This is a genomic window from Pseudomonas sp. NBRC 111130, assembly GCF_001320485.1.
Classification (GTDB): Bacteria; Pseudomonadota; Gammaproteobacteria; order Pseudomonadales; family Pseudomonadaceae; genus Aquipseudomonas; species Aquipseudomonas vlassakiae.
In genome coordinates, this window is sequence record NZ_BCBG01000010.1 from 106,977 (window position 1) to 124,105 (window position 17,129).

Consider the following 17,129-nt stretch of genomic DNA (forward strand, 5'->3'; position numbering starts at 1 on the left):
CCTAATGTTTTGGGGCGTCCGCCTGCACTTGCATCTGCGCTTTCCAGCGCTCGACATTACGCTGCAGCACGGCTTCGGACGCACCGGAGACCGGCAATTCTGTCAGTTTTTTCGCCAATTGCCCACGCAGCCACGCATCATTGCAAGCCGAATTATGCGACACGGCCAGGTACAGGCCTGGGCGGTCGACCGGCAAGCCGCGGGCGATGAGGTTATTGCTCATGCCCAGGCTCTGGGTCATTGCCATGCCCGAGTAGCGCCCGGCCAGCACATAATCGACCTGGCCCAGCACCAGTTTCTGGAAGGCCTGGGTGAGGTTCTGCGCCGGATCCAGCTTCAACTGGGCCTTGGCGAAAGCGGTGAATGCCGGCGTCAGGCGCGCGCGTTCGGAGAGGCTGCCCTGATACCTGGCCAGGTCTGCCGGGCCGTCGAACTCCAGCGTGGCATCGTGGCGGGTCCAAACCAGGTATTCATTGAGCTGCAACGGCGGATGGATGTAGTCCAGCGCAGTCAACTGCTCCACTTGCATGGGGGTGTCGAGCAGCAAATCCATGCGCCCGCTGCGCACCTCCTCCAGCGCCTGATCGCGCCGACCGGCACTGAGCACCTCGACTTTCACGCCCAATTCGCCGAGGACCTGGCGCAACAGGTCGACATTGGCGCCAACCAGGTGTTTCGGGTCGAGCGGGTCCTGCCAGGAATAGGGTGGTGCGTCCGGGCTGCCAGTGGCCACCAGGCGCTCGCATTTGCCTGCCGCCATCACCGTCGGCGACAGCAGCGCCACCATGCATGCCAGCACCCTGCCCGCTTCGCGCAATACCATCCTTCACTCCTTGCCCTGCAACAAAAAAGCCCGGCCCTCAGTGCGAGGGCCGGGCTTCTTTATAAGTGAAGCAGGCGGATCAGACCAGCTTTTCCAGCTCTGGAACGGCCTCGAAGAGGTCGGCAACCAGGCCGTAATCGGCCACCTGGAAGATCGGTGCTTCTTCATCCTTGTTGATCGCGACGATCACCTTGGAGTCCTTCATGCCCGCCAGGTGCTGGATCGCGCCGGAAATACCAACGGCGATGTACAGCTGAGGTGCGACGATCTTGCCGGTCTGGCCGACCTGCATGTCGTTCGGCACGAAGCCTGCGTCGACCGCGGCGCGCGAGGCACCGACAGCAGCGCCGAGCTTGTCGGCCAGGCTGTACAGGTGCTTGAAGTTGTCACCGTTGCCCATGCCACGGCCGCCGGACACGACGATCTTGGCAGCGGTCAGCTCTGGGCGGTCGGACTTGGCCAGCTCTTCGCCAACGAAGGCCGAGATACCCGCGTTGTGCGCAGCGCTGACAGCCTCCACGGCAGCCGAACCACCTTCGGCGGCCACGGCGTCGAAACCAGTGGTACGCACAGTGATGACCTTGATGGCGGCGCTCGATTGCACGGTGGCAATGGCGTTACCGGCGTAGATCGGGCGCTTGAAGGTATCGGCGGACTCGACCGAGATGATCTCGGAGATCTGGTCCACGTCCAGCAGCGCAGCGACGCGTGGCAGGATGTTCTTGCCATTGGTGGTGGCCGGAGCCAGTACGTGGCTGTAACCCTTGGCCAGCTCGACGATCAGCGGCGCGACGTTTTCCGGCAGCACATGGGCGTAGGCGGCGTTATCGGCAACCAGCACCTTGGCAACGCCAGCGATCTTGGCGGCGGCTTCGGCGACGCCACCGACATTTGCGCCCGCGACCAGTACATGGATATCACCACCGATCTTGGCGGCAGCGGCGACGGTGTTCAGGGTGGCCGGGGCTACGGCACCGTTCTCGTATTCAGCGACAACCAGGATAGTCATTTAGATTACCTTCGCTTCGTTCTTCAGCTTCTCGACCAGTTCGGCCACCGATTTGACCTTGATGCCAGCGCTGCGTGCAGCCGGCGCTTCGACTTTCAGGGTCTTGTTGGTGGAGGCGAGGGAAACGCCCAGCGCGTCTGGAGTGAGGGTTTCCAGCGGTTTCTTCTTGGCCTTCATGATGTTCGGCAGCGACGCGTAGCGTGGCTCGTTCAGGCGCAGGTCGGTGGTGACGATGGCCGGCAGGTTCAGCGAAACGGTCTGCAGGCCGCCGTCGATTTCGCGAGTGACGTTCAGCTTGTCGCCAGCGACTTCGACCTTGGAGGCGAAGGTGCCCTGGGCGAAGCCGGTCAGCGCGGCCAGCATCTGGCCGGTCTGGTTGTTGTCACTGTCGATGGCTTGCTTGCCGAGGATGACCAGCTGAGGCTGCTCCTTGTCGACAACGGCTTTCAGCGCCTTGGCCACGGCCAGGGAATTCAGCTCGTCAGCGGCTTCGACCAGGATGGCGCGATCGGCACCCAGGGCCAGGGCGGTACGCAGTTGCTCCTGGGCGGTGGTCGGGCCAACGGAAACCACGACGATCTCGGTCGCCACGCCCTTTTCCTTCAGGCGGACGGCTTCTTCGACGGCGATTTCGCAGAAGGGGTTCATGGACATCTTGACGTTAGCAAGGTCGACGCCGGAGTTGTCCGCCTTGACGCGAACCTTGACGTTGTAGTCGACCACTCGTTTGACAGCTACAAGAACCTTCATGGATTCCTCGTTACTCTCCGGTGAATAGATAGTCGCCTGGGGCAGAGCCCGGCGATGCGCGTGGGTACAAGGGCACCTCTGAAAACGTACCGGGAGGGGCAAACTTCATGCTGACCGAACAGTCTTGTCGCGACTGTTGCGGCAAATACCCACGGGTCATTTTCTGTGGTGGCGTGTAAACTCCACTACAAACCGGCCAAAGGCCGCAAAACCCTGCTCCACACCTGGTCTTTAGAGGTGTACCTGCGCCCGGCTGCAAGCCTACGGCGAACGTAAAACCGCTCGTATCTTGACCGCAACACCCAATCCGGTCAATACGGCAAATCGGTCACCTTCCAGCCGCGTTCCAGTGATTTTACTGGGCTCCGGCAAATTCAAACAAACGTTTGTATTGGACCCGCCAAGTGGTGTAGATATAATGCGCGCCAAGACAAAACGGTGTAGTCCGCCCTTTGCGTAGCTACAGTTTCGCGCCAGTGAAGCGCCGCTGCACGCAAGCACCCATAAGACAAAGCAACAGCACGAGCCTTGATGAGTAGGAGAGAACCTGTGGAACGCGAATACATGGAATTCGACGTGGTCATCGTCGGCGCAGGCCCTGCGGGCTTGTCCGCCGCCTGCCGCCTGAAGCAGAAGGCCGCCGAAGCCGGTAGCGAGATCAGCGTCTGCGTGGTGGAAAAAGGCTCCGAAATAGGTGCTCATATTCTCTCAGGCGCGGTGTTCGAACCCCGCGCCCTGAACGAGCTGTTCCCCGACTGGAAGGAACTTGGCGCGCCGCTCAACACCGAAGTGAAGCGCGACGATATCTATGTGCTGAAAAGTGCCGACAGCTCGACCAAGGTCCCCGACCTGTTCGTGCCCAAGACCATGCACAACCACGGCAACTACATCATTTCCCTGGGCAACCTGTGCCGCTGGCTGGCCCAGCAGGCCGAAAACCTGGGCGTGGAAATCTACCCGGGCTTCGCCGCCCAGGAAGCGCTGTTCGACGAAAACGGCGTGGTTCGCGGCATCATCACCGGCGACCTGGGTGTCGACCGCGAAGGCAATCCCAAGGACGGCCTGTACACCCCGGGCATGGAACTGCGTGCCAAGTACACCCTGTTCGCCGAAGGCTGCCGCGGCCATATCGGCAAGCAGCTGATCAAGCGCTTCAACCTCGACAGCGAAGCCGACGTCCAGCACTACGGCATCGGCCTGAAGGAAATCTGGGAAATCGACCCGGCCAAGCACGAGCAAGGCCTGGTGGTGCACACTGCTGGCTGGCCGCTGGACGTGACCAGCAAGGACAACACCGGCGGTTCGTTCCTCTATCACCTGGAAAACAACCAGGTGGTGGTCGGCCTCATCGTCGACCTCTCCTACGCCAACCCGTACCTGTCGCCATTCGATGAATTCCAGCGCCTCAAGCACCACCCGGTGATGAGCCAGTACCTCGAAGGCGGCAAGCGCATCAGCTATGGCGCCCGCGCCATCTGCAAGGGCGGCCTGAACTCGTTGCCGAAAATGGTCTTCAACGGCGGCGCGCTGATCGGTTGCGACCTCGGCACCCTGAACTTCTCCAAGATCAAGGGCAGCCATACCGCGATGAAGTCCGGCATGCTCGCCGCCGAGGCAGTGGCTGACGCACTGGCTGCCGGCCGCGAAGGTGGCGACCTGCTCGATGGCTATGTGAGCGCGTTCAAGGCCAGCTGGCTGTACGAAGAACTGTTCGCCAGCCGCAACTTCGGCCCGGCACTGCACAAGTTCGGCCCGCTGCTCGGTGGCGCCTTCAACTATGTCGACCAGAACTGGTTCAACGGCAAGCTGCCGTTCACCCTTCACGACACCAAGCCAGACTACGCCTGCCTCAAGCTCGCCGCCGAGTCGAAGAAGATCGACTACCCGAAACCGGACGGCAAGCTCAGCTTCGACAAGCTCAGCTCGGTATTCCTCTCCAGCACCAACCACGAAGAGGAGCAACCCTGCCACCTGAAGCTGACCGACCCGAACGTACCGATCGCCAGCAACCTGCCGCTGTACGACGAACCCGCCCAGCGTTACTGCCCGGCAGGCGTGTACGAAGTGGTCAGCCAGGAAGACGGCAGCAAGCGCTTCCAGATCAACGCGCAGAACTGCGTACACTGCAAGACCTGCGACATCAAGGACCCGGCCCAGAACATCACTTGGGTCACCCCTGAAGGCGCTGGTGGGCCGAACTACCCGAACATGTAAGGCCGCTGCTTGCAGCAACAAAAAAAGCCCCCGGCTTTCAGGAGCCGGGGGCTTTTTGTTGCCTGGCACCATCAGGCAGTGCGCACTTCCTCAAACAGCTCTGGGTGGCGATCCAGCAGCTTGAGCAGTTTCACCAGCGCCACAGGTGGTGTGGTCTTGCCGTTTTCATAACGAGAGAAGGCATTGACCCCGCCACCGAAGATTTCACCCGCCTCACGCTGGTCGAGGTCGAACTTTCTACGCATGGATGCGATGAACGAGGGATCGACAACGGCTGCATTGACTCTTCGCTCGAAGGCCGACATCAAGTCGCTGATCCGCTGCGCTTCTTCCATGCTCAAGACGGCCTCACCACAGGCCGGACAGTAATCACCAAAAACATCGGGGATGACGGTCGATTCGCCTTTGTAGCGATAGGGCATGCCTTGGGACTGAGCAACCAGCTCCGCTCCTCCGCACAGAGGACATTTCATATCACAGCTCCTTGAAAGACACGATGAGCAGATCGTCAACCACCATCAACTTGAGGTAGACCCTGCCAACCGTTGTTTGAGCACGGTAGACGTCCTGCCAAACACGGTGATCGGTGTAAGTCGTCATGCTCTTGTAAAAATCACTGGGCAAAAGCTTTCGTACGATGCTTAGCATTTCATAGGGGCCTACCCCTAGCGCCTGCGCCCCGCGAGTGGCAGCGCGAGTAGTACGTACCTTGCCCGCGCTCAAAAGCGCCTGTACGTGCTCCAGCGGGCAATGAGGCGTTCTCTTTTCCATGAGAAATTAACCTTCCAGGTTAAATTTGGCTAATAGGTTATTCCAATAACCACCGCCTGGAAGTCTGCCTCAACGCCCCGCCACCCCTACTGACTCATTTGTCACCGCACATGATCGGCATAGGCTCGGCAGCAAATGCCAATGGCTCACGACGCCCGAAATACAAGGCAGTCAACAGCCCCACCGTGCCCATGATCAGACAGAAACCGACACACACCCACGGGCTCCACGGCATCAGTGCAATCAACGCCAGCGGCGTGGTGCTGGCCCACAGGGCATAAGCCACGTTGTACGTGAAGGAAATCCCTGAAACGCGGATTTCGGCCGGGAACAGCCCGACCATCACCGACGGCACCACGCCCACCACACCGCAGGCCAGCCCAGCCAGCGCGTAGGCCAGCCAGGTCACGCCCCACTGCCCAACCAGGCTGGCGTACAGCGCACCGATACCCAACGGCAGCAACACGCTGTAGATCATCAGTGCGCGCCAGGCGCCCAGACGGTCGACCAGCAGCCCGGCCAGCACACAGCCGATATTGAGGAAGACGATGCCCACGCTGCTCAAGGCGAAGGTATGCCCCGCCGTCATGCCGAAGCGTTGCTGCATGACTGTCGGGGTAATCACTACCAGTACCACTACCGCGGAGGTCAGTACGCAGGTCAGCAGTGCCGCCGGGATCAACGCCGAGCGGTGCTCGCCCAGCACCCGCCGCAGCGGAAACCTGACGGGTTGCTCCTGGCGCTCACGCAAGGCCAGGAACACCGGGGTCTCGCTGAGCCAGCGGCGCAGCCACACACCGATCACGCCAAACACCCCACCGAGCAGGAATGGGTAACGCCAGGCGTAATCGAGAATCTCCTGCGGCGTGAACACTTGCGCCAGCGCTGTCGCCGTCAGCGCCCCCAGCAGGTAGCCAAAGGTCAGCCCCGCCTGCAGGAAGCCCAACGCATAACCACGACGTCCGTTTGGCGCATGCTCGGCGACGAAGGTCCACGCGCTCGGCACCTCACCCCCTACGGCGGCACCCTGCAGGATGCGCAGCGCCAACAAAATCAGCGGCGCCGCATAGCCAATGTCGGCATAGGTCGGCATCACCCCGATCAGCAGGCATGGCAAGGCCATCATCAGGATGCTCAGGCTGAACACCCGCTTGCGCCCGAGATGGTCGGCGAAGTGGGCCATCAGGATGCCGCCCAACGGCCGTGCCAGGTAACCGGTGACGAAGATGCCGAAGCTCTGCAGCAAGCGCAGCCACTCGGGCATCTGAGGCGGGAAGAACAGCTGGCTGAGGGTCAGGGCAAAGAACACGAAGATGATGAAATCGTAGATTTCCAGTGCGCCGCCCAGTGCCGCCAGGCCCAGGGTCCGGTGGTCGCTACGGCTGAACCGGGGCGGGCGAGCGGTATCGATGGCAGTCATGGCAGGGGTCCGCAGATCGGCAAAGGGCAAGAGGATAGCAAATGCTCGCCGCCTTGCCCCAGCAACGCCATCAACGGCTGAACACGGTGTGGCCGAAGTTCCTCGGCTTGCGCGGCGGTACCGGGCCACCCTTGAGCCCGGAAGGCAGGGCAATCTTGCCGACCAGCACGGGGCTGTCGATGATTGCCATGAAGGATTGCAGTGCCTCGTTATCCGGTACCTGGGGCAGGCTCACACTGACGGCCTGGCGCTCGGTCTGCGGCACGACAGGCACTTTCAGGTGTTGCGAATGGTAAAGCAAGGCATGCTGAATCTGCGCATTGACCCGGCAGAACCGTGCCAGGTCGACGCCGGCATGGCTGGCCAGCTCGATATTGCCCAGCAGCAGGTTGAACGGTTGCAAGGCGCACTGCACCAGCCGCTGCAACTCTTCAAAGGACTCGACCGGGGCAATCCGGTAGTAGCCAAGGCCATTGAGCAGTTTTTCCAGCTGCAGGCGCTGGTGCGGGTGCTCGTCGGCTATCAGGATGCGCAGGGTCTTGTTTGTCATTGTCGGACCTGGGCCGTCAGGTGAATGAGGGACAGCTCCCTGACCGAACTGCGCCAGCAACAGGCAACCACCAGGGCTGCGCCTGGAGGGGTCAATCTAGATAGTTGTCGGGAAACGGGGAGAAATCAAGTGGCCATCACACAGAATTTTCACCTGCCCTTCACTGCGGATTCAGGACTCCCACAGCCGCATGCGCACACGGCAGTGCTTCATGGCGTTGACGATGTGCTTCTCCACCAGGCTGCGGGAAATACCCAGGCGCTCGGCAATCTGCTGGTGAGAAAGACCATCGAGCTTGCGCAACAGAAAGCACTCCCGGCACACACTGCTCAGCTCATCGAGGGCCTTTTGCATCATGGCCAGGCGCTGGTCGAGCTGCAGGTCCTGCTGCAATTCCGCGCTGAGGAAGCGCCCATCGGTATCCAGCGCATCCAGGGATTCGGCCTGACGCACCTGGTGGCGCCGGTGCCGGTCGATCACCAGGTTGAGCGCGGTTCGGTAAAGGAACGCTCGCGGATGCTCGATCTGCCCGCTGTCGGTACGTTCCAGCACTCGCAGATAGGCATCGTGGGCAACGTCCTCCGCTGCCTGGCGATTGCCCAGGCGCGCACTCAGGAAGCTCACCAGTTCGCGATAATAATGTTCCACAACAGCACCTGAAATCGTCCTTGCAACCCATGTGCGGGACTGAGTGATACCGGGCTGTGATAGTACAAATTATAACTATTCTCAGCAACACACCATCTACCCTCTCGTTCAGGTTAAATCCACCCGGCCAGCCTTCGTTTATCTGGGACTTCGGTGCGTGCCACGATTGGCAGCGCGTGACCACTACCCTGGCTGGAAGTCCGCATGAGCCGTTTAACCTCCACCCGCCGCCAGTTGATTCTCGCTGGCCTGGGCCTGCTTGGCCTGGGCTGCCTGCTGGCCTGGCAAACCCTGCCCATGGGGGCGCAACCGCTCGCTACCGTCACGGTCACCCGGGCAGACATCGAAAGCAGCGTCACGGCTCTGGGCACCTTGCAGCCCCGGCGTTATGTAGATGTGGGCGCCCAGGCCTCGGGGCAGATCCGCACCTTGCACGTGGAAGCCGGCGACCCGGTGCGCAAGGGGCAGCTGCTGGTCGAAATCGACCCGTCCACCCAGCAGGCGCGGCTGGACGCCGGGCGCTTCTCGATCGACAACCTCAAGGCCCAGCTCGCCGAACAGCGAGCGCAGTTCGAGCTGGCCGACCGACAGCTCAAGCGCCAGCGCGAGCTTGCCGCCGCCGGCGCTACCCGCGATGAGGACATCCAGGCCGCTGTTGCCCAGCTCAAGGTCACCCAGGCGCGAATCGACATGTTTCAGGCACAGATCCGCCAGGCTCAGGCCAGCCTGCGCAGCGCCGAGGCGGAACTGGGCTACACGCGTATCTATGCGCCGATGGATGGCACGGTGGTCGCCGTCGACGCCCGCGAAGGCCAGACCCTCAACGCCCAGCAACAGACACCCTTGATCCTGCGCATCGCCAAGTTGTCGCCCATGACCGTGTGGGCGCAAGTCTCGGAAGCGGATATCGGCAAGGTAAAACCCGGCATGACCGCCTACTTCACCACGCTGTCCGGAGGCAGACGCCGCTGGAACAGCAAGGTGCGGCAAATCCTGCCGATCCCACCCAAACCACTGGAACAGACCAGTCAGGGTGGCGGCAGCCCGGTCAATGCTGCCAATCAAGTGGTGCAGTACACCGTGTTGCTCGATGTCGACAACCCGGATGGCGCGCTGATGGCCAACATGACCACCCAGGTATTCTTCGTCGCCGGCCAGGCCAGCCAGGTCCTGACCGTGCCACTGGCCGCGCTGGATGACAACGGCGGCCTGTCCATCGCGCGCGTGCTCGACCCGCACGGCAAGGTGGTGCAGCGCCAGGTGCGCACCGGTCTCAGCGACCGCCTGCGCGTTCAAGTGCTGGACGGGCTCAGCGAAGGTGAGCAACTGCTGATGGGCGCCCCCAGCGCCAGCGGAGGCTGAATGACTGCGCCGCTGATCGAGCTGGTCGATATCCGCAAATCCTACGGCGGCCAGGACAGCCCCAAGGTCGATGTACTGCGCGGCATCAGCCTTAGCATCCAGCCCGGCGAGTTCGTCGCCATCGTGGGTGCGTCCGGGTCCGGGAAGTCGACCTTGATGAACATACTCGGCTGCCTCGATCGCCCGACGTCGGGCATTTACCGCTTCGCTGGCAAGCACGTGGCCGAGCTGGGCAACGACGAACTGGCCTGGTTGCGCCGCGAGGCGTTCGGCTTCGTGTTCCAGGGCTACCACCTGATCCCCTCCGGCTCGGCCCAGGAAAACGTCGAGATGCCGGCCATCTATGCCGGCACGCCCGCCAGCGAGCGGCACGCCCGTGCCGCCGCCCTGCTCGCCCGCCTGGGCCTGGCCAGCCGCAGCGCCAACCGCCCGCACCAGCTCTCGGGCGGCCAGCAGCAACGGGTGTCGATCGCCCGGGCACTGATGAACGGCGGCCATATCATCCTCGCCGACGAACCCACGGGGGCGCTCGACAGCCACAGCGGCACCGAAGTCATGGCGCTGCTCGACGAACTGGCCAGCCAGGGCCATGTGATCATCCTGATCACCCACGACCACAAGGTGGCGGCGCGTGCCCAGCGGGTGATCGAGATCCGCGACGGCCGGATGATCAGCGACAGCGCGACCGACCAGGCGCCTTGCCCTGCCCGCCAGACATTGCAAGCCGACGACCTGCGTCAGCGCCTCGACCGTGGCGCGACCCTGCGCGGGGCCTGGAAAGGCGAGCTGCTCGAAGCCTTGCAGGCTGCCTGGAGGGTCATGTGGGTGAATCGCTTTCGCACCGCCCTGACCCTGCTCGGTATCGTCATCGGGGTCGCGTCGGTGGTGGTCATGCTGGCCGTCGGCGAAGGCAGCAAGCGCCAGGTGATGGCGCAGATGGCCGCCTTCGGCTCGAACATCCTCTACCTCAACAGCAAGCCCGCCACACCGGGCGAACCTGCCGGCACGATTACCCTCGACGACGTCGCCGCCATTGGCCAGCTACCGCAGGTCCGGCAGATCATGCCGGTGCTGGGCGAAAAGGTGATGGTGCGCCATGGCAACAACAGCCAGCATTTCTACGTGGGCGGCAACAATAACCAGTTCCCGCTGATCTTCAACTGGCCGGCGGTGGCAGGGGCGTTCTTCACTGATGCCGACGAAGCCAGTGGCGCAGCGGTGGCTGTGATCGGTCAGAAAGTCCGGGAAAAAATGCTCGCGCCAGACCGCGACCCGCTTGGCCAGTACCTACTGATAGGCAACGTGCCCTTCCAGGTCATTGGCATACTCGCCGGCAAAGGCGCGAGTTCCGGCGACCAGGATGCCGACGGACGCATCGTGGTGCCCTACTCGGCCGCGGCGATCCGCCTGTTCGGCCAGCGCGACCCCGACTACATCACCGTCGCCGCGGTCGACGCGGCGCGGGTCGATGAAACCGAGGCTGCCGTCGACCGCCTGCTGCGCCAGCGTCACCAGGGCCGTCACGATTTCGAACTGACCAACTCGGCCGCGCTGATCCAGGCCGAGGCACGTACCCAGAACAGCCTGTCGCTGATGCTCGGGGCGATTGCCGCGATTTCGCTGCTGGTCGGTGGCATCGGGGTGATGAACATCATGCTCATGACCGTGCGCGAACGCACCCGCGAGATCGGCATCCGCATGGCCACCGGCGCACGCCAGCACGACATCCTGCGCCAGTTCCTCAGCGAAGCGGTGATGCTGTCGATGGTCGGCGGCATGGCCGGCATCGGCCTGGCCCTGCTGATCGGCGGCGCCTTGATGCTGGGCCAGGTTGCCGTGGCCTTCACCCTGCCCGCCATGCTCGGTGCGTTCTCCTGCGCCGTTCTTACCGGCATCGTGTTCGGCTTCATGCCGGCCCGCAAAGCCGCCCGACTCGACCCTGTCAAAGCCCTCACCAGCGAATAGCCCATGACCCTGCCAAGCCGCATCAGCCTGTTGTCCCTGTGCCTGGGCCTCGCCGCCTGCAGCCTGCCGCCCGCGCCATCCAGCGGCATCGCTGCACCCACCGCCTGGCAAGGCGAAGCCCTCCAGCCTTCTGCCGGCCTGCCGTCGGCGCAGTGGTGGCAGGCCTTCGACAGCGCCGAACTGGACCGCCTGGTCGAACGCGCCCGGTCCAATGCCCATGACCTTGCCGCCGCCACCGCCCGCGTGCGCCAGGCCCAGGCCAAGGCGGCCATCGCCGGAGCGCCGCTATTGCCGGAGCTCAGCTTCGCCCTCGACGGCAGCCGCCAGCGCCTGTTGCATGGCGAGGGCTATGACCAGCTCGATGTCAGCAAGTACGAGCGAACCAGTACGTCGTTCGGCATGCAGTTGGTCGCCAGCTACGAGATCGACTTCTGGGGAGGCCTGCGCGCTGCACGTTCGAGCGCCCTGCACAGCCTCGACGCCAGCCGCTTCGATCGCCAGACGGTCGAACTGACGCTGGTCAGCAGCGTGGCCAACAGTTACCTGCAGGGCCTGGCCCTGGAAGAACAGCTGCGCATTGCCCGCCTCAACCTGCGTAACGCCCGTGATGTCCTGGCGCTGGTCGAGACACGTCAGCGCGCCGGCTCCGCGACACGCCTGGAACTGGCCCAGCAGCGAAGCCTGGTGGCCGCTCAGGCACGGCAAGTGCCGCGGCTCGAACAGCAGTGGCAGGACAACCGCGTTACCCTGGCCACACTGCTGGGCGACCCGGTCCAGGCCCTGCCCACCACGGGAGAAGCGCTGGCAACCGTGAACTGGCCGCGCATTGGCAGCGGCGTGCCCAGCGAACTGCTCGCCCGCCGCCCGGACATCGCTGCCGCCGAAGCACGCCTGGCCGCCGCCCACGCCAATGTGCAAGTGGCCAGGGCCGCCCTGCTGCCAAAACTGACCCTCGGCGCCAACATTGGCACCGGCGCACGCACCCTGCCCGAGGTCTTCGACAGCTCTTATTACACCCTGACCGCCGGCCTGGTCGCGCCGATCTTCAACAATGGCCGGCTGCGAGCGGCGCAACAGCTGGCCGAGGCCGAGCAGGACGAGCTGCTGGAAAGCTATCGCAGCAGCATCCTGGCCGGCTTCGCCGATGTCGAGAAGGCCCTCAATGCCATTCACGGCGTTGAACAACAGCGCCAGTGGCAGGACCAGGAGGTCGAACAGGCGCGCCTGGCCTTCGACCTGGCCCAACGGCGCTACGCGGCCGGGGCCGAAACCCTGCTGAGTGTGCTGGAAACCCAACGCACGCTCTATCTCGCCCAGGACCAGCAGGCGCAGTTGCGCCTGGCTCGCCTGCAGGGCAGCGTGGCGTTGTACAAGGCACTAGGGGGTGGTTGGCAGTTGAGGCATGGGGGCAAGGGCTGATTCACCCTGGGCATGAACAGGCCTGACAGGAGGGCCGCAACGCGGCCCTTCCGGGTTCACACAGCGGCGGCCACTGCCTCGGCAAAGCGCTGCGCCACCTCGTCAACCTGCTGGGCGCTGATGATCAGCGGCGGCAGGAAGCGCACCACGGCGCCATGGCGCCCGCCCAGTTCAAGGATCAGGCCACGCTTGAGGCATTCGCGCTGGACCTTCGGTGCCAGCACCCGGTTGGCAGGCGGATGGCCCAATGCGTCGGTCTGCCCCTGTGGATCGACCAGCTCCACCCCAAGCATCAGGCCACGGCCACGGATATCACCCAGTTGCGGATAATCTCGCTGCAGCCGCTGCAGATGCCCGCGCAAACGCAGGCCCATGGCCTCGGCATGTTCGGCCAGACGGTGCTCGACCAGGTAGTCGATCACCGCCGAACCGGCCGCCATGGCCATCTGATTGCCGCGGAAGGTGCCAGCGTGGGCGCCTGGCTTCCAGGTATCCAGCCAGTCGCGGTACACCACCACCGCCAGCGGCAGGCTGCCACCAATGGCCTTGGACAGCGTGACCACATCCGGCACGATGCCGGCGTGCTCGAAGGCGAACATCCGCCCGGTTCGGGCGAAGCCGCTCTGGATCTCATCGACGATCAGCGCCACGCCAGCCTGTTCGGTGATACGCCGCACACCCTTGAGCCACTCGATGTCGGCCGGGATTACCCCGCCCTCACCTTGCACCACTTCAAGGATCACCGCCGCCGGCAGCGGCACACCGCTTTCCGGGTCCAGCAACAGGTTTTCCAGGTAATGCAGGTTGGCCTTGATCCCGGCTTCACCGCCCAGGCCGAACGGGCAACGGTAGTCGTAGGGGTAAGGCATGAACTGCACGCCATTGCTCAGCAGCGCGCCCAGTGGCTGCTTGGGACCGTGGCTGCCCATCAGGCTCAGCGCCCCTTGGCTCATGCCGTGATAGGCACCCTGGAAGGCCAGCACGATGCTGCGCCCGGTGGCACCGCGCACCAGCTTGAGCGCCGCTTCCACCGCGTCGGTGCCGGTCGGCCCGCAGAACTGCACCTTGGCCTCGCGGCGCAAGGCCTCGGGCAGGATACCGAACAGGTCCTGGACAAAGCGGTCCTTGACCGGCGTGGTCAGGTCCAGGGTGTGCAGCGGCAGTTCGTCGGCCAGCACGCGCTGGATAGCCTCGATCACCACCGGGTGGTTGTGGCCCAGGGCCAGGGTGCCGGCGCCGGCCAGGCAGTCGATGAACGGGCGGCCCTCGACGTCCTCGACGTAGATGCCACGGGCACGCTTGAGCGCCAGCGGGATGCGCCGGGGGTAGCTGCGGGCATTGGATTCCTGTTGCTGCTGGCGCTGCAGCAAGGGTGAGTCAATGAATTCGTACAACGGTTGCGGCGCGCTGGCCGGCGGGACCTGGGCAAGGCTGGTAGCGGTGGACATGGGTGAATCCTCGCAAGCAAGCGAATGGGCAGTTATCGCTTGGAAAACGCTTGAGTGCGGGGAGGATTTAGCGGTTGTTGCGGGATTTTGCTTTGCCTGTGCCGGCCTCTTCGCGGGTAAACCCGCTCCCACAGGTACACCACAGTATTTGAGATCTGCGGGATTGCTGTGGGAACGGGTTTACCCGCGAAAGGGCCGGCACAGGCAATGAAGATCAGCTGGCCGAACGCGCCGGCACCTGCAGCAGAACTCGCAACCCATCATTGCGACTGTCAAACCTGAGGCTGCCAGCACAGCGCTGCACGATTGCCTGCACGATCGCCAGCCCCAACCCACACCCACCACTCTGCCCATTGCGCCAGAAGCGCTCGGTCAGGTGCTGCAAATCGGCTTCGGCAATACCCGGCCCGTGGTCGCGCACCATGAACCCTACCTGCCCATCGGCCATCTGCACTTCCAGCTCCACCTCGGTATCGCCGCCATGGCGCAGGGCGTTGTCCAGCAGGTTGCGCAAGGCCGCCACCGCCAGCGGTGCAGGCATGCCCAGATAGATCTGTGTAGCCTCCTGCGGCAGGTGCAAAACGATACGCCGGTTGTCGCCACCGCCGGCGTCCTGCACCGCCTGACGGGCAACCTGCTCGGCGCTGCACTGCACGCCGTCGTCAAACGACAGGCTGCCCTCGACCCGAGCCAGCATCAACAACTGCTCCAGGGTCCGATGCATGCGGTCGGCGCCTTGTTCGGCATGCTCCAGCGCCTGCTCGCGCACCGCACCGTCGGTCATGCGCGCCACCTGCAGGTGGGTCTTGATCGCCGTCAGCGGGCTGCGCAGTTCGTGGGCGGCATCATCCGTCAGGCGCCGTTCACGCTCGATGGTCTGGGCGATACGCAGGAACAGCTGGTTCTGCGTATCGAGCAAAGGTTGCAGCTCGCTGGGCAAGCCGGCCACCTGCAACGGCTCGACACTGTCGGCACGCCGTCGGCGCAAAGCGTCGCGCATCCGGTTGAGCGGTTCCAGGCCTTTGCCCAAGCCGATCCACAGCAGCCCGAGGCTGCCGAGCAAGGCCATCAGCACCGGCGCCGAGGCGGCCAGCAGAATCGACTGGTTCAGCGCCTCGCGCTCCATGTGCCGATCGGCGGTGGTGATACGCACGTCACCGTGGTTGTAGGTGAAGGTGCGCCACAACGCACCATCGATGGTCTGATCGCGAAAGCCGCTGCGCTGGTCATCCATGGCGCCGTCGTGCTTGTGGTTGCTGGCAAGGATCTCGCCGCGCAGGGAAGTCACCTGGCAGGCCATACCGTCGGGCACACTCAACTGGTCGGCGGAAAAATGCGCATCCTCGCCCTTGGCTGCCAGCGGTTGCGGCAGCTGGTCGATCAGCCCGGCGACCATTCGCGCCGACGCCACCAGGCGCTGGTCGAGGGAGAACATCATCTGTTGGCGCAGGTCGCGCAACATCCACGCGGCTGCCAGCGCCCAGATGATGATGAAGGCGGTGCCGAGAATCAGGCTGAGGCGTACCCGCAGGCTCATGAAGCTGCTTCCTCTGGCGCCTGTGCCGGGCCCAGGCGATAACCCAGACCGCGCACGGTTTCGACAATGCTGTTGCCAAGCTTGCGGCGCAGGTGGTGGATATGGACGTTCAACGCGTTGCTCTCGACCTCGTCGCTGAAGCCGTACACACAGTCCTTGAGTTGTTCGCTGGACAGCACCCGGCCGGGGTTCTGCAACAGCGCCTGGAGCAGCGCCTGCTCGCGCCGCGACAGGTCTACCGGCTGGCCGGCCAGGGACGCTTCGCAGCTGCTCGGGTCGTAGCGCAGCGGGCCGTGCTCGATCACATTGACCGCCCGCCCCGCCACCCGGCGCAGCAGGGTATGCAGGCGCGCAGCCAGCTCGCGCAGGTCGAAGGGTTTGAGCAGATAGTCGTCGGCACCGGCCTGCAGGCCGTCGACGCGGTCGGTGACGGCGTCACGGGCGGTGAGCACCAGCACGGGCAGGTCCACACCCTGCTGGCGCAGGCGACGCAGCAGTTTCAAGCCGTCTTCGTCGGGCAGGCCGAGGTCGAGGATCATCACGTCGAACTGCGCCGCTTGCAGCAACGCCCGAGCGCTGGCGGCGTTGGCCACGCGGTCGACGGTCAGGCCCTGGGCGGTGAGGCCGGCGCAGATGCCGCTGGCGATCAGGTCGTCGTCCTCGCAGAGCAGAACGTGCATGGTGGGGCTCCCGGAGTGGTGTGGGTGGGATTGCACTATGGGGGGATTAAGGGGGGATTATGGACCTTTTTTGCGTTCGCCTTGATGCTTTCAGCGCCTGTGATATCGAGCGCCGCACGGGCGGCGCTCGATATCACAGGCGCCAAATCCCCCCCGGCCGTACCCCCGCAGCAACACCTCCAAAACGATGGGACAGCGAGAAGCGAGAAAACTTTCGGAAATGCAAGCTAAGGAGACGATCTCAACACTCGCAGCCCTGCATAACCCTGATCTTAGTGCAGGTGGACGAGGTTAATTCAAGTATTGGTCCTCAGTGGAAAAGCAGGATAGGAGGGCTCCGACAGGCTGCCGAAGAAATGGCCGAAATGGGAGGCACATTGGCGCCAAACAAGATATATGGTTTCGTCCCGGCGTTGATGCTGGGCGGGCCTGCGAGCCTGGCCAATCTCCAGCGGCTCAAGGCCGACGTGCATCTGATTCTGCTTTCCCAGCTTGCCGAACTGGAGCCTTGTGCATTCGATGATGAAGAAGAT

At 63.7% G+C, this 17,129-nt stretch carries 16 protein-coding genes and 1 pseudogene; 6 read left to right on the plus strand and 11 right to left on the minus strand.

The genetic code is table 11. The features are described from left to right. Position 1: 1 nt before the first annotated feature. From APH33_RS04875 to APH33_RS04885, 3 genes are all read right to left on the minus strand, one after another. Positions 2 to 823 carry an ABC transporter substrate-binding protein gene (locus tag APH33_RS04875; protein WP_054884066.1) on the minus strand — a complete coding sequence of 274 codons (822 nt, stop codon included), beginning with the start codon at positions 821 to 823 and terminating at the stop codon, positions 2 to 4. 79 nt (positions 824 to 902) lie between these two features. Next, positions 903 to 1,832, minus strand: a complete 930-nt coding sequence (locus tag APH33_RS04880) for an electron transfer flavoprotein subunit alpha/FixB family protein (protein WP_054884067.1) — start codon at positions 1,830 to 1,832, stop codon at positions 903 to 905. Then, entirely contained in the window at positions 1,833 to 2,582 is a 750-nt protein-coding gene (locus APH33_RS04885) for an electron transfer flavoprotein subunit beta/FixA family protein (RefSeq protein WP_054884068.1), read from the minus strand. Between the two features lie 531 nt (positions 2,583 to 3,113). Between APH33_RS04885 and APH33_RS04890 the strand changes: the two genes are divergently transcribed. Further along, complete coding sequence (locus APH33_RS04890) at positions 3,114 to 4,796, plus strand: electron transfer flavoprotein-ubiquinone oxidoreductase (protein ID WP_082433448.1); 1,683 nt, start codon at positions 3,114 to 3,116, stop codon at positions 4,794 to 4,796. A gap of 71 nt (positions 4,797 to 4,867) precedes the next feature. On the opposite strand, the gene APH33_RS04895 is transcribed toward APH33_RS04890, so the two are convergent. From APH33_RS04895 to APH33_RS04915, 5 genes are all read right to left on the minus strand, one after another. Then, a complete protein-coding gene (locus APH33_RS04895) occupies positions 4,868 to 5,269 on the minus strand; it encodes a type II TA system antitoxin MqsA family protein (protein WP_054884070.1) in 402 nt (133 codons plus the stop codon). Between the two features lies 1 nt (position 5,270). Then, positions 5,271 to 5,567, minus strand: coding sequence for a type II toxin-antitoxin system MqsR family toxin (locus tag APH33_RS04900; protein ID WP_054884071.1), 297 nt, complete (start codon positions 5,565 to 5,567; stop codon positions 5,271 to 5,273). A 94-nt stretch (positions 5,568 to 5,661) separates the two neighbouring features. Further along, positions 5,662 to 6,987: an MFS transporter gene (locus APH33_RS04905; protein WP_054884072.1), complete on the minus strand. Its 1,326-nt coding sequence runs from the start codon at positions 6,985 to 6,987 to the stop codon at positions 5,662 to 5,664. A gap of 70 nt (positions 6,988 to 7,057) precedes the next feature. Continuing rightward, a complete protein-coding gene (locus tag APH33_RS04910; RefSeq protein WP_054884073.1) occupies positions 7,058 to 7,537 on the minus strand; it encodes a response regulator in 480 nt (159 codons plus the stop codon). A 171-nt stretch (positions 7,538 to 7,708) separates the two neighbouring features. Then, positions 7,709 to 8,185, minus strand: a complete 477-nt coding sequence (locus APH33_RS04915) for a sigma-70 family RNA polymerase sigma factor (protein ID WP_054884074.1) — start codon at positions 8,183 to 8,185, stop codon at positions 7,709 to 7,711. Between the two features lie 204 nt (positions 8,186 to 8,389). Here APH33_RS04915 and APH33_RS04920 point away from each other — a divergent pair, with 204 nt between their 5' ends. From APH33_RS04920 to APH33_RS04930, 3 genes are read left to right on the plus strand one after another with little or no spacing between them, the layout of a single operon-like run. Continuing rightward, on the plus strand, positions 8,390 to 9,547 hold the full coding sequence (locus tag APH33_RS04920; RefSeq protein ID WP_054884075.1) for an efflux RND transporter periplasmic adaptor subunit: 1,158 nt from the start codon (positions 8,390 to 8,392) through the stop codon (positions 9,545 to 9,547). Then, positions 9,548 to 11,512, plus strand: coding sequence for a MacB family efflux pump subunit (locus APH33_RS04925; protein ID WP_054884076.1), 1,965 nt, complete (start codon positions 9,548 to 9,550; stop codon positions 11,510 to 11,512). It abuts the gene before it with no gap. Between the two features lie 3 nt (positions 11,513 to 11,515). Further along, positions 11,516 to 12,931 (plus strand): efflux transporter outer membrane subunit, encoded by a 1,416-nt coding sequence (locus APH33_RS04930; protein ID WP_054884077.1) that lies wholly within the window; start codon positions 11,516 to 11,518, stop codon positions 12,929 to 12,931. A gap of 56 nt (positions 12,932 to 12,987) precedes the next feature. On the opposite strand, the gene APH33_RS04935 is transcribed toward APH33_RS04930, so the two are convergent. From APH33_RS04935 to APH33_RS04945, 3 genes are all read right to left on the minus strand, one after another. Next, a complete protein-coding gene (locus APH33_RS04935) occupies positions 12,988 to 14,379 on the minus strand; it encodes an aspartate aminotransferase family protein (protein ID WP_054884078.1) in 1,392 nt (463 codons plus the stop codon). A 214-nt stretch (positions 14,380 to 14,593) separates the two neighbouring features. Then, positions 14,594 to 15,916, minus strand: coding sequence for an ATP-binding protein (locus APH33_RS04940; RefSeq protein ID WP_054884079.1), 1,323 nt, complete (start codon positions 15,914 to 15,916; stop codon positions 14,594 to 14,596). Continuing rightward, positions 15,913 to 16,596, minus strand: a complete 684-nt coding sequence (locus APH33_RS04945) for a response regulator transcription factor (protein WP_027921299.1) — start codon at positions 16,594 to 16,596, stop codon at positions 15,913 to 15,915. Before APH33_RS04945 ends, APH33_RS04940 begins: the two co-directional genes overlap by 4 nt. Before the next feature lie 220 nt (positions 16,597 to 16,816). Here APH33_RS04945 and APH33_RS27620 point away from each other — a divergent pair, with 220 nt between their 5' ends. Next, complete coding sequence (locus APH33_RS27620) at positions 16,817 to 16,891, plus strand: polymorphic toxin type 15 domain-containing protein (protein ID WP_256218591.1); 75 nt, start codon at positions 16,817 to 16,819, stop codon at positions 16,889 to 16,891. A 76-nt stretch (positions 16,892 to 16,967) separates the two neighbouring features. After that, a pseudogene (locus tag APH33_RS27625) lies at positions 16,968 to 17,114 on the plus strand (T6SS immunity protein Tdi1 domain-containing protein); the annotation flags it as partial. Positions 17,115 to 17,129 lie beyond the last annotated feature (15 nt).